This is a genomic window from Phytohabitans rumicis, assembly GCF_011764445.1.
Classification (GTDB): Bacteria; Actinomycetota; Actinomycetes; order Mycobacteriales; family Micromonosporaceae; genus Phytohabitans; species Phytohabitans rumicis.
In genome coordinates, this window is sequence record NZ_BLPG01000001.1 from 4,693,906 (window position 1) to 4,711,104 (window position 17,199).

At 73.6% G+C, this 17,199-nt stretch carries 10 protein-coding genes and 2 pseudogenes; 9 read left to right on the plus strand and 3 right to left on the minus strand.

What is annotated here, in order from left to right; translation table 11 throughout:
- Positions 1–18: 18 nt before the first annotated feature.
- The 4 genes from nth to Prum_RS21145 are packed head-to-tail and all read left to right on the plus strand — an operon-like array spanning position 19 to position 3,300.
- On the plus strand, positions 19–795 hold the full coding sequence (gene nth / locus Prum_RS21130) for an endonuclease III (RefSeq protein ID WP_281368948.1): 777 nt from the start codon (positions 19–21) through the stop codon (positions 793–795).
- Positions 796–809: 14 nt separating this feature from the next.
- Positions 810–1,391 carry a TlpA family protein disulfide reductase gene (locus Prum_RS21135; protein ID WP_173078104.1) on the plus strand — a complete coding sequence of 194 codons (582 nt, stop codon included), beginning with the start codon at positions 810–812 and terminating at the stop codon, positions 1,389–1,391.
- Complete coding sequence (locus Prum_RS21140; protein WP_246278011.1) at positions 1,388–2,065, plus strand: NUDIX hydrolase; 678 nt, start codon at positions 1,388–1,390, stop codon at positions 2,063–2,065. The genes Prum_RS21135 and Prum_RS21140 overlap by 4 nt, the downstream gene beginning before the upstream one ends.
- 56 nt (positions 2,066–2,121) lie before the next feature.
- Positions 2,122–3,300: a MarP family serine protease gene (locus Prum_RS21145; RefSeq protein ID WP_173078105.1), complete on the plus strand. Its 1,179-nt coding sequence runs from the start codon at positions 2,122–2,124 to the stop codon at positions 3,298–3,300.
- A 1,047-nt stretch (positions 3,301–4,347) separates the two neighbouring features.
- On the opposite strand, the gene mycP is transcribed toward Prum_RS21145, so the two are convergent.
- Together mycP and eccCa are read right to left on the minus strand one after the other, a co-directional pair.
- Positions 4,348–5,589: a type VII secretion-associated serine protease mycosin gene (gene mycP / locus Prum_RS21150; protein WP_173078106.1), complete on the minus strand. Its 1,242-nt coding sequence runs from the start codon at positions 5,587–5,589 to the stop codon at positions 4,348–4,350.
- 127 nt (positions 5,590–5,716) lie between these two features.
- A pseudogene (gene eccCa, locus Prum_RS21155) lies at positions 5,717–9,486 on the minus strand (type VII secretion protein EccCa).
- A gap of 75 nt (positions 9,487–9,561) precedes the next feature.
- Here eccCa and eccD point away from each other — a divergent pair.
- Complete coding sequence (gene eccD, locus Prum_RS21160; RefSeq protein ID WP_173078107.1) at positions 9,562–11,001, plus strand: type VII secretion integral membrane protein EccD; 1,440 nt, start codon at positions 9,562–9,564, stop codon at positions 10,999–11,001.
- Positions 11,002–11,160: 159 nt separating this feature from the next.
- Here eccD and Prum_RS21165 read toward each other — a convergent pair whose 3' ends face one another.
- On the minus strand, positions 11,161–11,664 hold the full coding sequence (locus tag Prum_RS21165) for an inorganic diphosphatase (protein ID WP_173078108.1): 504 nt from the start codon (positions 11,662–11,664) through the stop codon (positions 11,161–11,163).
- A 340-nt stretch (positions 11,665–12,004) separates the two neighbouring features.
- Here Prum_RS21165 and dacB point away from each other — a divergent pair, with 340 nt between their 5' ends.
- The 4 genes and pseudogenes from dacB to Prum_RS21185 all read left to right on the plus strand — a co-directional run bounded on the left by dacB (position 12,005) and on the right by Prum_RS21185 (position 17,150).
- Entirely contained in the window at positions 12,005–13,417 is a 1,413-nt protein-coding gene (dacB, locus tag Prum_RS21170) for a D-alanyl-D-alanine carboxypeptidase/D-alanyl-D-alanine endopeptidase (RefSeq protein ID WP_173083976.1), read from the plus strand.
- An 86-nt stretch (positions 13,418–13,503) separates the two neighbouring features.
- Positions 13,504–14,577: pseudogene (locus tag Prum_RS21175) on the plus strand (zinc-dependent metalloprotease); the annotation flags it as partial.
- Positions 14,569–15,579 (plus strand): tRNA lysidine(34) synthetase TilS, encoded by a 1,011-nt coding sequence (gene tilS / locus Prum_RS21180; protein ID WP_173083978.1) that lies wholly within the window; start codon positions 14,569–14,571, stop codon positions 15,577–15,579. The pseudogene Prum_RS21175 and the gene tilS, both read left to right, overlap by 9 nt.
- The gene (locus Prum_RS21185; protein ID WP_218577301.1) at positions 15,576–17,150 is read left to right on the plus strand and encodes a gamma-glutamyltransferase family protein; all 1,575 of its coding nucleotides are present in this window, start codon (positions 15,576–15,578) and stop codon (positions 17,148–17,150) included. The genes tilS and Prum_RS21185 overlap by 4 nt, the downstream gene beginning before the upstream one ends.
- Positions 17,151–17,199: the final 49 nt, after the last annotated feature.

Genomic DNA, 17,199 nt, shown 5'->3' on the forward strand with positions numbered 1-17,199 from the left:
GGGCGTACTCTTTCGCGCGTGGCCCGTGCATCCAGTGACCTGTCCCGCAAGCGCCGGGCGCGCAAGATGGCGCGCGTGCTGGAGGAGACCCACCCCGACGCGCACTGCGAGCTCAACCACGAGACCCCGCTCCAGCTCGCGGTGGCGACGATCCTGTCCGCACAGACCACCGACGTGCGGGTCAACGAGGTCACGCCCAAGCTGTTCGCCCGCTACCCGACCGCGGCCGACTACGCCGGCGCCGACCGGGCCGAGCTCGAAGGGCTACTCAAGCCGACCGGCTTCTTTCGCAACAAGACCAACTCGGTGATGCGGCTCGGCCAGGTGCTGGTCGAGCAGTACGACGGCGAGGTGCCGCGCACGCTCGACGAGCTGGTCAGGCTCCCCGGCATCGGTCGCAAGACCGCCAACGTGATCCTGGGCAACGCGTTCGGCGTGCCGGGCATCACCGTCGACACCCACTTCCAGCGGCTCGTGCGGCGGTGGGAGTGGACGGAGCAGACCGACCCGGTGAAGATCGAGCACGCCATCGGCGCGCTCATCGAAAAGCGAGAGTGGACGATGCTCTCGCACCGCGTGATCTTCCACGGCCGCCGGGTCTGCCACGCCCGCAAGCCGGCCTGTGGGGCGTGCACGCTGACCAAGATGTGCCCGTCGTACGGGACCGGTCCGACCGAGGCGGCCGCCGCGGCCAAGCTGCTCAAGGGTCCCCGCGCCCGCGAGCTGGCGGTGGCCGCCGGCGTCGATCCCGAGCTGGTGCCGGCCGGGGCGATGGCGGCGCCGGACGTGCCGTGAAAGCCGGACGTGCCGTGAAAACAGCGTCCTTACTGGCGTTGCTGTTGGTCGCTGGATGTAGCGGCGGTGGCGGCGAGCCGGCGCAGCCCGAGGCGGCGCCGCCGTTCGCGGACTGTGCCGCGGTGACCACGCCGCCCGCCGGCTCCGGCGCCGCGGCCGCGACGGCTGGTGACGCCCAGCCGCTGCCGGACGTCGCGCTGCCGTGCTTCACCGGGGGCGAGACGGTCTCGGTGCGGGCGATCCGCGGTCCGGCCATCGTCAACCTGTGGGGCTCCTGGTGCCCGCCGTGCCGGGATGAGCTGCCGGCCTTCCAGCGCTTCGCCGACCGGGCCGCCGGCAAGGTGACCGTCATCGGCGTCGACACCCGCGACGACCGGTCGGCCGCCACCTCGCTCGCCACGGACGCCGGCCTGACGTACCCCAATCTGTACGACCCGTCCGAGCAGCTGCGGATCAAACTGCGGGTGACCGCGCTGCCGGCGACGCTCTTCGTCGACCGGGAGGGGCGGGTCCGGCACCTCTACAACTCGACCGCGCTCGACGACGCCACGCTCGCGACCCTCGCCGCCCGCCACCTGGGAGTGACGCTGCCGTGACCCGAGCAAACGGGGTGCCGGAGTGGCTGCGACCCCTGCTGGACCGGTTGGGTACGGCGCGGGTCGAAGACTTCACCCGCCTGCCCACCCCACCCGAGGGCGGCCGGGCGAGCGCCGTACTCGTGCTGCTGGGAGAGCAGCACGGCGAGCCTGACGTGTTGATGCTGCAGCGGGCCGAAACCCTCCGGACGCACGCCGGCCAGCCCGCCTTTCCGGGGGGCGCGAGCGACCCCGGCGACGCCGACGCGGCGGCGACCGCGCTGCGGGAGGCGGAGGAGGAGGTCGGCCTCGCGCCGGCCAGCGTGACCGTCCTCGCTCAGCTGCCGCAGCTGTGGATTCCGGTCAGTGACTTCGTGGTGACGCCGGTGCTGGCATGGTGGCATGCGCCACACGAAGTGCATCCGCGGGCTCCGGAAGAGGTCGCCCGGGTCGCCCGGCTGCCGGTCGCCGAGCTGGTCGATCCGGCCAACCGCCTGCAGGTACGGCATCCGAGCGGCTGGGTCGGTCCGGCGTTTCAGGTGCGCGGGATGCTCGTCTGGGGGTTCACCGCGGGGGTGCTCTCCGCGCTGCTCGAGATGGCGGGCTGGGCCCGGCCGTGGCCCCGGGATCGGATCGCTGAGCTGCCCGTCAGCACTCCGCAGCCGGCTCCGGCAGCGGGCACCGACGTCGGCTGACGGGCTCGGACAGCGCGTCGGCTTCAGTGGTGGCCGGACCCCCGTACCCTTGACGCGTGTCCGCCATCGATGTCGCTCTTGTGCTCCTCATGCTGTTGTTCGCTATCAGCGGATACCGACAGGGATTCGTTATTGGGGCACTGTCCTTCGCCGGCTTCTTCGGCGGCGCGCTGATCGGTCTGCAACTGGGACCGCTGGTCGCCCAGCGGTTCGCGGACGACGCCATCCGGGTCGTCGTCTCGCTCATCGCCATCTTCGGTCTCGCCGTCCTCGGGCAGGCGCTGGCGGGCTGGCTGGGCACCCACCTGCGGCACGCCATCACCAGCCCAACCGGGCGGAAGGTGGACGACGCGGGCGGGGCACTGGTCTCGGTGCTCGCCGTGCTCGTGGTGGCCTGGCTGGTGGCCGTGCCGCTCGGGTCGTCGTCGCTGCCGTGGCTGGCCAGCTCGGTGCGCAACAGCGCCCTGCTGGACGGCGTCAACCGGGTCATGCCCCAGCAGGCGCAGGCGCTCTCCGACGCGCTGCGCACCACCGTCGACACCCGCGGCTTCCCGGAGGTCTTCGGCAACCTGGCACCGACCCGGGCCCGCGAGGTCGCCGCGCCCGACCCGGCGCTGGCCAACTCCAAGGTCGTGGTCAACTCGCGGCAGTCCGTGGTGAAGGTGCTCGGCTCGGCGCGGAGCTGCTCGCGGCGCATCGAGGGCTCCGGCTTCGTGTACGCGTCGGAGCGGGTCATGACCAACGCCCACGTGGTGGCCGGCACCAACTCGGTCCAGATCGAGCTCGGCGACGAAAAGCTCGACGGGCGCGTCGTCGTGTACGACCCGGACCGCGACCTCGCCGTCATCTACGTGCCCGGCCTGGACGCCCCGGTGATGCCGTTCGTGACCCGGAAGGCGCCGACCAACACCGACGCGATCGTGATCGGCTTCCCCCTGGACGGCCCGTACAACGCCCAGCCGGCCCGGGTACGCGACGTCGGCGAGATCACCGGTCCGGACATCTACAACTCGGGCGACGTGACCCGGGAGATCTACACGATTCGGGCGCTGGTCCGGAGCGGCAACTCCGGCGGTCCGCTGGTCTCCGCCAACGGGCAGGTGCTCGGCGTGATCTTCGCGGCGGCGGCGGACGACCGTACGACGGGGTTCGCGGTGACCGCCCAGGAGGCCGGGCCGGTGGCCACGGCCGGCCAGAGCCGTACCCGGGCGACAACGACCGGCGACTGCACGTAGGACGGCCCTGGGACCGCCGCGGGTCCGGCACTCTTCGCCCGCGCCGTGTGCGCGGCCTCGCGCGCCGATCAAGGACTTGCGCGCCGGGGGCTTTTTGCGCCGCGGGCTTTGCGTCGATCAAGGGCTTTTGCGCCGGGGCTTTTGCGTCGATCAAGGGCAAACGGTCGTGGTTTGGAGATCAAAGCACGGCCGTTTGCCCGTGATCGACGCAAAAGTCCTTGATCGACGGAGGATGATGGCGGCGGGGCGCGGTGGGGCGCGGTGGGGCGGCGGGTGGCGGGGAGTTGGCGTGGTCGGCCAGGGGCGGTGCGGGCGTGAGTAGGGCGCCCCGGTTGGGCGTTGGCGTGTGAGTGGGGCGCCCCCAAGGCCGGTAGTTAGGGGAACCCGGTACAGCGCAAGGTGCGCCGCCGATGGTGGCGCCGTTCCCTGACCACTCGGGCGGTAGCCCGATTGCCGCGGTGATCATGAGGTTAGCGTTAGGGAGAGCGCTTGCCCTGACGCTAACCTCATGATCACCGCAGGCTGGCGTCGGTCGCTCGACTTGGGTGGGGCGTACCGGGATCTTGGGTCCGGTTATGTCGGATACATCCGGATACAAGATCCCGCCCTGCCCCACCAAGTCCACTGGCCGGCAAGCGACCAACCGGCGCCGCTTGACAGCATCCAGGAACCCTTAACTACCCGGCCTTGGGGGCGCCCTGTAGCCGTCAGGAGTGGAGTAAGGGCGCCCCACTCACGGCCGGGCGCGCAACCAGGGCGCCCTACTCACGCCCGCCAGGGCCTGCACCGTCTTGCCGCCCGCCTAGGCCCGCCAAGCGCCCCGCGCCGCTCGCATGGAGCCCGCGCTCAGCGCGTCGATCAAGGGAATGCCCGCCGATCAAGGGCGAACGGTCGTGGTTTGGAGATCAAAGCACGGCCGTTTGCCCTTGATCGACGCACGGGGCCTTGATCGACGCACGGCGGGGAGGGAGGGCGCGGTGCGGCGCGCGAGAGGGCGTCGGGGCGCGGGGCGGGAGGGCGCGGGGCGGGGCGGGGGAGGGGGAGGGGTTAGCGGCGGAGGCGGCGGCGGAGGACTACCGCGGCGGCGCTCAGGAGTGCGATCAACACGGTGGCGCCGCCGAACAGGCCGCCGTGGTGGTGTTCGACGGCGCCGACGGGCTCGGCGGCCCAGCCTGCGGTGGTGCCGGGTGCCTTGCCGCCGACCGTGTGCGGTCCGTCGGCGGTGGCTGCCTCGGCGGTCGTCACCCCGGGGGCGGCGCCGAACCCGGCCACGCCCGGCGGGTCGTTGTTGTCCAGCGGGTTGCGCTCGACCGTGGAGATGCCCGTGGTGAGCGCCGCGACCGGGTCGACGAGGCCGTAGCCGAAGCGGTCGTCGCGGCCCACCGCCCCCAGGTCGTCGGCGGTGCTGATCAGGCGGTTGACCACGGTGGCGGCCGACATGCCGGGCCACCGCGACCGGACCAGCGCCGCCGTCGCGCTGACCAGCGGCGCCGCGAAGCTGGTGCCCTGGACCTTCCAGGTGCCGCCGGGTCGGGCGCCGAGCAGACCGGTGGCCGGGGCGGAGAGCACGGTCGCCCCGCCGGTGATCGCGCCGGACCAGAGGCTTTCGCTCTCGCGTTCGAGGCCGGTGACGGCGACGACGCCGGGCTCGCGGGCCGGGTACCACACCTCGGTGGGGGCTTCGGGCGCGAGGTTGCCGGTGCAGGCCACCACGACGACGTCGCGGGCGAACGCGTAGTCGATGGCGGCGGCGAGGGCGGGGCTGTCGCCGCTGCCGCCGAGGGACAGGTTGATCACGCGGGCGCCGTTGTCGACCGCCCAGCGCACACCCTTGGCGACGATGAGCGCGTCGTCGTACCGGTTTTCGGCGTCCAGCACCCGGACCGGCAAGATCTTGGCGCTGGGAGCGAGGCCCAGGACGCCGCTGCTGTCGTCGTTGCGCCCGGCGATGAGGCCGGCGACGGTGGTGCCGTGGCCGACCGGGTCAGTGCGCCCGTCGCCGCTGCCCGCCACGAGGTCGATCCCGGGGAGCACCTGGCCGGCGAGATCGGGATGGCTGCCGTCCACACCGGAGTCGATCACCGCGACGGTGACGCCCTCGCCGGTCGAGTGCCGCCAGGCGTGGCTGGCCCGCAGTTCGTCGAGTTGCCACTGATCCTCGCGTACCGGGTCCTGCCGCACCGCCACCGCAGCCGCCTGCGCGGGGGTTGCCGTGATGGTCGATGCGCCGGCGATGCCGACCACCGCAATCAACACGGCCCCAGCGAACCGATGGCGCGACTGCCTCATCTCAGTGTGGCCTCCAGTTCGGGTTAACGACTCAGCCGCCGCCGAGTCGCCCCCTCATTCCGGGCAGAGTCGTACGAGGCAGGTTACCCCGTCGATGTGTTTGCGGAAGAGCATCTGGGCGAGAAGATCACGCCGGCAGGTGAGCGAGTTGGATCAGGCGTACCCCTTCCTTGCGGGTGACCAGCCGGCCTCGACCGGGTGGCAGGACCGCCGGGCGTACGGCTCCGACCAGGGCACCTTCGTCCTTGTCGCCGGACATGACCAGGCCCGGTGCGGCCAGTTCACGCAGCCGCTGGAGCACCGGCTCGTACAGCGCCCGGGACGCGCCGCCGGCTCGCCGGGTCAGCACCAGGTGCAGGCCGATGTCCCGCGCCTGGGTGAGAAATTCCACCAGCGGCAGGAGCGGGTTGGCGGGTGCGGTGGCGACGAGGTCGTAGTCGTCGACCAGGACGAAGAGCTCCGGACCGGTCCACCATGACCGGTCGCGCAGCTGCTGCGGCGTCACGTCGGGCCCTGGCAGCCGCTTGCGCATGTAGCCGGCGACGGACTCGGTGAGCTGTGCCGTGGTGGCGGACGTCGTGCCGTACCCGATGAGGTGCTCGGAGTCGATCGCGCCGAGGAGGCTGCGCCGGTAGTCGACCAGGATGAGCCGGGCCTCGGACGGCGCGAAGCGCCGGGTGACCGAGGTGGCGAGCGCGCGCAGGAACGACGACTTGCCGCACTCCGCGTCGCCGAAGAGCACGAAGTGCGGCTCGCTCGTGAAGTCGATCTCGACGGGCAGCAGGTCGGCCTCGGCGATCCCGATCGGCAGCCGTAGCCCGGCGGACGCGTCGAGATCCAGCTCCGGGTACGGCAGGACGGCCGGCAGCAGGCGTACCCGGGGTGCCGGCGGCCCCGCCCAGCCGGCGGCGACGGCGTTGACCAGCGCGGCGGGCTCGCCACCGAGGGCGGCCAGCGCGGGCAGTGCGGTGAGGAAGTGGTGGCCCTCGGTGGTGATGCCCCGCCCAGGGACGCTTTCCGGGACGGTCAGCGCGGCCTTGCGGGACACGGTCGAGTCGGTGGGGTCGCCGAGGCGCAGTTCGAGCCGGGAGCCGAAGAGGTCTCGCATTCCCGGCCGGAAGTCCAGCCAGCGGGAGGCCGCGGCGACGACGTGTACGCCGTACGACAGGCCGCGGGTGGCGATGTCCGTGATCATGGGCTCCAGGTCGTCGTACTCGCCGCGCAGCGTGGCCCAACCGTCCACGACGAGAAAGACGTGGCCGTCGACCGCGGCGCCGCCCTCGCGCGCGGCGAGGAGCGTGGCGACCTCGCCGACGGTACGGCGTACGGCCTCCGCGTCGAGCCGCCCGGCCACCCCGCCGACGTGCGGCAGCCCGCGCACCGAGCCGAGCGAACCGCCGCCGAAGTCCAGGCAGTACACCCGCACCTCGGCCGGGGTGTGGGTCAGCGCCAGCCCGCAGATCATCGTGCGGACCACAGTGGATTTTCCGCTCTGCGGCCCGCCGACCACCGCCACGTGCCCGGCTGCCCCGGACAGCGCCAGCCACAGCACGTCGCGGCGCTGGTCGAACGGCTTGTCGATCACCGCCACCGGCACCTGCAGCCCGCCGCGCAGGTCCGGGTTGGCGACGGTGAGGCCGCGGGCCGGGTCGGAGCCGACCGAGCCGAGCAGCTCGTCCAGCGCGGGCGGGTCGGCCAGCGGTGGCAGCCAGACCCGGTGCGCCGGCGGGCCCTGTCCGGCCAGCCGGTCGGCAATGAGATCGAGCAGGCTGGGTCCGCCCTCCGCCGCCACGAGCGGGGTGGGCGCCGGCACGAAGTGTGTCCCGTAGTGCAGCACCCGGTGCCGACCCGCGCGCCCGGCGGGCTCCCGGTCGGCGGCCCGCCGGAACGGCCCGGAGACGTACGCCGCCTTGAACCGCACCAGCGGCTCGGTGCCGAACTTCAGGAACCCGTGTCCGGGCGAGCGCGGCAGCTCGTACGCGTCGGGCACGCCGAGCACCGCCCGCGACTCCAGCGCCGAGAACGTGCGCAGCCCGATCCGGTACGACAGGTGCGTGTCCAGCCCGCGCAGCCGCCCCTCGTCGAGCCGCTGCGAGGCGAGCAGCAGGTGTACGCCCAGCGACCGCCCCAACCGTCCGATCTGGAGGAACAGCTCGATGAAGTCCGGCTTCGTGGCGAGCAGCTCGGCGAACTCGTCGCACACCACCAGCAGCGACGGCAGCGGGGCGAGCGGCGCGCCGCCGGCTCGCGCCTGGTCGTAGTCGCGCAGGCTGACGAAGTTGCCGGCCCGGCGCAGGATCTCCTGGCGGCGGACCACCTCGCCGTTGATCGCGTCCACCATCCGGTCGACCAGCGGCAGCTTGTCGGCCAGGTTGGTGATGACCGCGGCGGTGTGCGGCAGCCGGTCCAGCGCCACGAACGTCGCGCCGCCCTTGAAGTCGACCAGCACGAAGTTCAGCACCTCGGACGAGTGCGTCGCCGCCAGGCCGAGCACCAGCGTGCGCAGCAGCTCGGACTTGCCCGAGCCGGTCGCGCCGATGAGCAGCCCGTGCGGCCCCATGCCGTCCTGGGCGGACTCCTTGAGGTCCAGCTCGACCGGCCGGCCCGCCGCGCTGACCCCGATCGGCACGCGCAGCCGGTCCCGTCCGGCCCGCGGCGCCCAGCCGTCCACCGTCGAGAACGCCGCCGGGTCGGGCAGGCCCAGCAGCTCGGCGAGGCCGGGCTCGCCGCCCGGCGGCGCGTCGGCGGCGTCGGCCGCGGTGGCCAGCCGAAACGGCGCGAGCCGCCGGGCCACCGCCTCCGCCTCCGGCACGCCCAGACCGTCGGCGCGCCCGACCTCGGCCGGCCCGTCGCCCGAGTCCGCGACGAGGCGGCCGCCGTCGCCGACCGCCACGACCAGCGTGGCCGGGTCGGGCAGCCGGGGCGGCCGGCCGTCCAGGTCGAGGACGGAGACACCCTCGACGCCCCCGCCCCGGGGCCAGGACGCGCCGTCGAGCACCACGACGACGTGCGACCGGTCGCCGATCACGTCGCCGAGCAGCCGGTCCAGCTCGCCGGCCGAGCCGGCCACCAGCCGTACCGGGCCGAGCGCGTCGGTGCGGCTCGGGTGCTGCGCGTGCGGCAGCCACTTGACCCACTCCCACGCCGCCCGCCGCTCCGGACCCGCGCAGACCGCAATGCGCAGGTCGTCCGGGGCGTGGAAGACCGACAGCTGGACCACCATCGCGCGGGCCAGCGCCCGCGCGTCGCCGCCCAGGTAGACCCGGGCGAAGCCGCGCAGCGACAGCGCCACCGGCAGGTCCGGCACCACCGAGTACGCGTCGAGGAAGCGCCGCAGCGCTCCGGCGGTCATGGGTTCGAGGTCGTCGAGCGGGCGGGTGGCCGGCGGCACCAGCGGCGTCGCGAGCGTCTGCGGGCCGAGGCCGACGCGTACGACGCCGAAGTCGGGATCGGCGGGCCGGCGCTCCCACAGCCGATGACTGGCCACTGTGGACCACAGCCGCTCCGGGTCGGGATGGCGGTAGAGCAGGCCGGTCCGCTGCCTGACGACCGTGTCGCGCACCCGGCGCCGCAGGTTGGCGAGCTGCCGCAGGTAGTCCCGCCGGGCGGCCATCATCTCCGCCTTCTTCGGGCCGCCGGCACCGCCCCACGAGGCCAGCATCGCCAGGGACGAAACGCCGAAGACCGCGCCCACGACGTACGAGTAGGTGCCGCCGCCGTGGCCCACCATCATGGCCATCGCCACGCCGCCGCCGAGCATCGGCAACACCATCAGCAGTTGCTGCCAGCGGCCCCGACCACCTGCGGTATCTCCGGCGGCGGGTCGACACGCACCTCCCCGGTCGGGATCTCGGGCGCGGGCCGCCGGGCCGGCCGTCGCAAGAGGACCGTCGTCACGCTCGGGTCACCTCCCAACCGCACATCGTAGGTAAACTGCCCCGCGATGGAGACCCCTCAATGAGGGAGGCGCTAGTGACTGCCGGACTGGCGCGGGTCACGATCACCACCCCGCGGCGCCGCCTCGACGTCGCCCTCCCCGAGCACGTACCGGTCGCCGAGCTGCTGCCCGAAGTGCTGCGCCACGCCGGCGACGGGCTCGCCGACGACGGCGAGCGGCACGGCGGCTGGGTCCTGCGCCGCGCGGACGGCGCGGCGCTGTCCGGCGGCCAGCCTCTGCAACCGCAAGGGGTACGCGACGGCGAGCTGCTCTTTCTGGTGCCGGCCCGGGTCCGGTGGGCCGAGCCGGAGTACGACGACGTGGTGGAGGCGATCGCCGAGGGTGCCCGCCGCCGGGGCGCCGCGTGGTCGGCTGGAGCCACCCGGGTCGCCACCCTCGGCGCGGCGGCCGTGCTGCTCGCCCTCGGGCTGGCCGCCCTGCTGCGTACCGGTTCACCGGGAACGCTGGCCGCCGGGGCGAGCGTGCTGCTCCTCCTGGCCGGCACGCTGGCCGCCCGCGCCCACCGGGACGGTCCCGCCGGCGCGGTGCTCGCCGGGTGCGCCCTGCCGTACGCCTTCGTGGCGGGCTCCGGCGGCCGGCTGGAGCCGAGCGATCTCCTCGGTGGCGCGGCGGCGGTGCTGGCCGGGTCGGTGCTCGGCGCGCTCGGGGTGGCCGCCCACCAGCGGGTATTCGCCGCCGGTGGGATCGTGGGGCTGCTCGGCGGGCTGACCGCGCTCGCCGCGTACGGGCTGCCCGCGAAGGGCGCCGCCGCGCTCCTGCTCGCCGCGTTGGCCTGCGGGATCGGCGTGCTGCCGCTCATCGCCATCCGCCTCGGCCGGCTGCCGCTGCCGCCGGTCACCCCGCCCTCCGGCGGCGACCCCGGCTTCGGCCGCGGGGCCGCCGGCGCCTGGACCGAGGAGCGAGGTGACGAGGGAAGAGGCCGCCTCTCAGTCCCTGGAGCCCGCCCGGGCGAAGCGAGCGCCAGCCAGCGCGGCTCCGACCGGCCGGATCGCGCGCGGGTGTTCGACGCGGTCGCGCGTACCGAGGAATTGCTCGGCGGGATGCTGATCGGCCACGCGGTCCTCGCCGCCGCGGCGGCCGCGGTCCTGGTCGTTACCGGCGGCCTGGCCGGACGGTTGCTGGTCGCGGTGTGCGCGGCCATCCTGTCGCTGCGGTCCCGGCTCTTCGCCGCGGTCCAGCACCGGGTGCCGCTGCTGGCGGCCGCGCTGGTCGGGCTCGCCGCGCTGGCCGGAGCGGTCGTGGCGGAGGCGGGCGGGTCGGTCCTGCCGGGGCTGGCCGCCGGCGGGGTGCTCGCCGCGCTGGTGATCGTCGCCGCCGGGGCGGCGTATGCCGAACGGCCGCCCTCGCCCTACCTGGGCCGGGCGGCCGACATCTTCGACACGGTGATGGTGGTTTCGGTGGTCCCGATCGCGTGCGCGGTCCTGGACCTTTACGCCAAGGCCCGCGCCTTGTGACGTGCCGATCAAGGACTTCCGCGCCGATCAAGGACAAACGGTCGTGGATCGGAGATCAAAGCACGGCCATATGCCCTTGATCGACGGGCTAGTCCTTGATCGACGCGCGAGGCGCGGGCCTTGAGTGAAGCGCGGGCTAGATGCGCAGTCGGGAATTTGTCAGTGTGGGGTTTCTTGCTGGGCGGCTAATTCGGCGCGCCGGTACGAGGCGCGGACCTCCGCTTCGGCCTCGGTGCGGCCGACCCAGGTCGCGCCCTCGACCGACTTGCCCGGCTCCAGATCCTTGTAGACCTCGAAGAAGTGCTGGATTTCCAGCCGGTCGAATTCGCCCAGGTGATGGATGTCGCGCAGGTGCTCTTGACGGGGGTCCTCGAATGGGACGCAGAGAACCTTGTCGTCGCCGCCTTTTTCGTCTTTCATCCGGAACATCCCGATTGTCCGGCAACGGATCAGGCAGCCCGGGAACGTCGGTTCTTGCACCAGGACCAGGGCATCCAGCGGATCGCCGTCCTCGCCGAGGGTGCCCTCGATGAAGCCGTAGTCGGCCGGGTACTGCGTCGCGGTGAAAAGCGTCCGGTCCAGCCTGATCCGGCCGGTCACATGGTCGACCTCGTACTTGTTTCGGTGACCCTTAGGGATCTCAACCGTTACGTCGAAATCCATCTCACGCTCCCCACTCTTGTCCCGCCCCTCGCGTGTTGCCCCACGCGATTTCGCCTAGCGAACGCCGCATAGTGTTCGGACGCAAGTATCGTCGCTTAGTCCGGTTGTCGCGCGCGAGGAGGGGCCGGTGGCGAGGCAAGACTCACAGCACGGTCCCGAGTACGGCTCCGGTGACGAGACCGTGCGCCTACCCGTCGCACTGCCCGAACAGACGCAGACGATACGCCTGCCGTCGTTCTTCCCACCCCCGGCGCCGCCGCGGTCCGCGGAGCCGCCTCAGGCGGAGCCACCGACCCGGGAGCCGCGTAAGGGGCGGCGCGGCCTGGTCGTCACGCTGGTCATGGTGGTCCTGCTCGGCGGGTTCGGCGCGGGAGCCGTCATCGTCCGGCCCGGCCCGGTCGCGGACTGGCTGGGCGAGCCGGGCGCCGATCCGACCAGCGCCGCCGCCCCGCAGACGCCCGAGCCGTCCCCCGCGCCGGTCCTCGCGGCCGCGACGGGCGACGCGCCGGCGCCGACCGCCGCGGGCGTACAGGCCGTGCTCGACCCGATCGTGGCGTCGGCCGGGCTGGGCAGCCAGACCAACCTCTCGGTGGTGGACGTCACCTCCGCGGGCCAGCTCTACAGCCGCGGGCCCGACGTGCCCACTGTCCCGGCGTCCACGACCAAGCTGGTCACCGCCACGGCGGTACTGGCGGCGCGCGGGCCGGCGTACCGGATCCCGACCCGGGTGGTGGCCGGCGCCAACCCCGGCGAGGTCGTGATCATCGGCGGCGGTGACCCGACGCTGGCGATCAACGGGACCGGGACGTACCCCGGCGCGGCCCGGCTGGACCAGCTCGCCAAGCAGGTGAAGCAGGCCCTCGGCGAGGCCAAGCCGACCAAGGTGATCGTCGACTCGTCGCTGTTCACCGGTCCGGTGTACGAGCCGAGCTGGGACGCGGACGTGCCGACCGGTGGGTTCGGCGGGCCGACCATCGCGCTGATGACCAACGGCGCCCGGATCAACCCAAAGGCCACCCGCGGGTACGCCGAGCGCTACACGCAGCCGGACGTCGCCGCCGGCAGGGCGTTCGCCAAGCTGCTCGGGCTGCCGCAGTCGGCCGTGACCAAGGGCAAGGCGCCGGCCGATGCGGTGGAGGCGACCACGACGCCGTCTTCGGCACCCCTGACCGCCGGCACCGAGCTGGGCAAGGTCGAGTCGCCGCCGATCCTGCGCCTGGTCGAGTTCATGCTCGGCGAGAGCGACAACGTGGTGGCCGAGTTGCTCGCCCGCCAGGTGGCCCTCGCCAAGGGCCAGCCCGCCTCGTACGCCGGCGCGGCGGCCGCCACGAACGCCGTACTCGGTGAGCTGGGCCTGCCCGCGGCGGAGAGCGCGCTGTCGGACGGCAGCGGCCTGTCCCGCAAGAACCGCCTCACCCCGACGCTGCTGACCGACCTGCTGGCGCTCGCGGCCGGCGGGTCGCACCCGGAGCTGGCCGGCGTGGTCGCGGGGCTGCCGGTGGCCGCCTGGTCGGGTACGCTGCGCGACCGGTTCCGCAGCCCGGCCGTGGACAACCGCCCCGGCGCCGGCGTGGTACGCGCCAAGACCGGCACGCTCAACGGGGTGAACGCGATCGCCGGCGTGGTGGTGACGGCCGACGGGCGGCTGCTGGCGTTCGCGGTGCTGGCGGACAAGGTGCCGCTCGGCAAGGAGAAGGCCGAGACCGCCCTCGACAAGATTCCGACCGCGTTGGCCAAATGCGGGTGTCTTTAAGCGGAATACAGGTCGGGCGCCGTCGTGTGCGACCCCGGCTCCCAGCGTTTGCCGGAGAGTTGCCTTAACCCGGGTACGTTGGGGTGATGGCGCAGTTCGTGGACTGGGACCTGGCCGCCGCTACCGCTGGCGCGCTGGGTAAGGCTGGCCCGAGAGTCTCGTACGACGAGGCCACCGACGTCGTCGCCGATCTGCGGCGACTGACCGATGAAGCGGCCGACCTGGTGACGTCGTACACCGGGCTGCGATCGCAGGTGGCCCACCCGCCGGTGCGCGTGGTGGACCGCAAGGACTGGGCGGCGATCAACATCGCGGGCCTGCGCGAGGTGGTCACGCCGCTGGTCAGCCGGCTGTCCGGCGACAAGCAGCCGGGTGTGATCACCGACGCGATCGGCTCCCGGCTCACCGGCGTACAGGCGGGCACCGTGCTCGCTTACCTGTCCGGCCGGGTGCTCGGCCAGTACGAGGTCTTCTCCTCCGACCCCGGCCAGCTCCTGCTCGTCGCCCCGAACATCGTCGAGGTGGAGCGCAAGCTGCAGGCCGACTCGCGGGACTTCCGGCTGTGGGTGTGCCTGCACGAGGTCACCCACCGCACCCAGTTCACCGCCGTGCCGTGGATGCGCGGGCACTTCTTCGGCGAGGTGCAGGCGTTCGTCGACGCCTCCCAGGCCAGCCAGGGCGAGCACTTCCTGGAGCGGCTCCGGCGCAGCGTCGCCACGCTTTCGGACGCCGTACGCGACCCGGACAGCCGGGTCAGCATCATCGACCTCGTACAGACGCCGGGGCAGCGGGCCGTGCTCGACCGGCTCACCGCGATGATGACGCTGCTGGAAGGGCACGCCGAGTTCGTCATGGACGGTGTCGGCCCCGAGGTGATCCCGACGGTCGAGCAGATCCGGTCCAAGTTCAACCGGCGCCGCGAGTCGGGCACGCCGCTGGAAAAGGCGATCCGCAAGCTGCTCGGCGTCGACGTGAAGATGCGCCAGTACGCCGAGGGCCGCAAGTTCGTACACGGCGTCGTCGAGCGGGTCGGCATGGCGGGCTTCAACAAGGTCTTCAGCTCGCCGCTCACCCTCCCCCGGGTCGAGGAACTGGGCGACCCCGACGCGTGGGTGGCCCGCGTCCACCCCAGGCCGCCTGACGCCGGGCCCGTGGCCGCGCTCGCGCCGCCGGTCGCCGCCGTCCGCGCGGCGGTCCGGCAAGCCCTTCGCGGGGTACGCGGGTGCGTGCTGGTCGCCTGCTCGGGTGGGGCCGACTCGTTGGCGCTCGCGGCGGCGACCGCGTTCGTGGCACCCCGGCTGGGGATGCCGGCCGGGCTGGTGACGGTCGACCACGGGTTGCAGCCGGGCTCGGCCGAGCGCGCCGCCGCCGTGGCCGAGTGGGCACGCGAGGCCGGCTTCGCCCCCGTCGACGTGGCGACCGTCTCGGTCCGCAACCGGCCCGGCCCCGGGGACCGCGCGAGCGGAGCGAGCGCCAGCTGGCAAGGCCCCGAGGCCGCCGCCCGGGACGCCCGGTACGAGGCCCTGGTCGGCGCGGCCGAGCGGCACGGCGCGGTCGCCATCCTCCTCGGGCACACCCGCGACGACCAGGCCGAGACCGTGCTCCTGGCGCTCGCCCGCGGATCGGGTCCGCGCGGCCTCGCCGGCATGCCGCCCCGGCGCGACGTGGGCGGCGTCGCGCTGCTGCGGCCGCTGCTCGACGTGGCACGCGAGGACACCCGCAAGGCGTGCGCCGCGCTCGGGCTCAGCCCGTGGGAGGACCCGCACAACGTGGACCCGGCGTACGCCCGGTCCCGGGTACGGGCGACCGCCCTGCCCGCGCTGGTCGAGGCGCTGGGCGCGGGCGTGGTCGACAACCTGGCCCGCACCGCGCGGCTGCTCGCCGCCGACGCCGCCACCCTGGACGAGCTGGCCGCCACCGCCCTGGACCGGGCACGCCGACCGGACGGTGCCCTCGCGGTGCAGGAACTGGACCGGCTGCCAGATGCTGTGCGTACCCGGGTATTGCAGGCATGGGCCCGCGAGCTCGGCGCTTCGCCGGCGGCGCTGTCGCACCGGCATGTCGGCGCGCTCGATGCTCTTGTCACGGATTGGCGCGGCCAGGGCGCGGTGCACCTCCCGGGCGGCATCGCGGTGGCCCGGCGCGGCAATCTGTTGAGGTGACCTTCCACCCGCACAAGCCGCTGTACGCCCCGCGCGGCGTCGTGGCCACCAGCCAGCCACTCGCCGCGAGCGCCGGCCTCGGCGTCCTGCGCCGCGGCGGCAACGCCGTGGACGCCGCGGTGGCCACCGCGATCGCGCTGACCGTGGTGCAGCCCGGCTCCAACGACATCGGCGGCGACCTCTTCGCGATCGTCTGGGACGGCACCCGCCTGCACGGCCTGAACGCCTCCGGCCGCTCGCCGGCCGCGCTGAGCCTGGACGCGGTCCGGGACGGCATGCCGGAGCGCGGCTGGCTGCCGGTGACCGTGCCGGGGGCGCCGGCCGGCTGGTGGGACCTGCACGCGCGGTTCGGTGCGCTGCCGTTCGCCGAGCTCTTCGCGGACGCGATCGGGTACGCCGAGCGCGGCTACCCGGTCTCGCCCGAGGTGGCCCGCGCCTGGGGCCGTTCGGCGGCGGTGCACGCGCGGCTCGACGGCGAGGAGTTCGCCGAGTGGGGGCGGGTCTTCACCGTCCCCGGTGGCGGCCCGCCGCGGGCTGGCGAGCGGTGGGCCAACCCGGCGGCCGCCCGGACGCTGCGTCTGATAGCCGACAGCGCGGCCGACGCGTTCTACACGGGTGAGATCGCCGCGGCGCTGGCCGGGCACGCCGCCCGCACCGGCGGTTTGCTGACCGCCACCGACCTGGCCGCGCACACGTCGACCTGGGTCGACCCGATCCACGTCGCCTACCGGGACCACGAGGTCTGGGAGCTGCCGCCCAACGGTCAGGGCATCGCGGCCCTTCTCGCCCTCGGCATCCTGGACGGCGTCGACCTGGCCGCGCTGCCGCCCGTCGAGCGGCTGCACTGGGAGATCGAGGCGATGAAGCTGGGCTTCGCCGACGCGTTCGCCTATGTGGCCGACCCGGACCGGGTCATCGTGCCGACCGCCGAGCTGCTGCGCCCCGAGTACGCCGCGGCCCGCCGGGCGCACATCGGCGCGCGGGCCTTGACGCCGGCGCCCGGCGACCCGGTCCGCGGCGGCACCGTCTACCTGTGCGCGGCCGACGCGGACGGCATGATGGTCAGCCTCATCCAGTCGAACTACATGGGCTTCGGCTCCTATGTGGTGCTGCCCGGGTACGGCTTCGGGCTGCAGAACAGGGGCCTCGGGTTCCGCCTCGAACCCGACCACCCGAACGCGGTCGGGCCGGCCAAGCGGCCGTTCCACACGATCATCCCGGGCTTCCTGACCCGGGACGGGGAGCCGGTCGGGCCGTTCGGGGTGATGGGCGGGCACATGCAGCCCCAGGGCCACCTGCAGGTGGTCACGTCCACGGTGGACGGCGGCCTGGATCCGCAGGCGGCCCTGAACGCCCCGCGCTGGTACTGGCAGGCCGGGCGGTCGGTGCTCGTCGAGGAAGGGCTGGCGGCGCCCGAGGTCCTGGCCGAGCTGGAACGCCGCGGGCACGAGGTCACCGCTTCGCGCGAGTCTGCGATCTTCGGGTACGGCCAGGCGATCTGGCGTTTGCCTTTTGGCGGGTATGTCGCCGGCTCGGAGCCACGTGCCGATGGCTGCGCGATGGGATACTGACTCCGCCCTTGCTTGTGCGGGTGGAGGGGTTGACGGGGATGCATAGAGC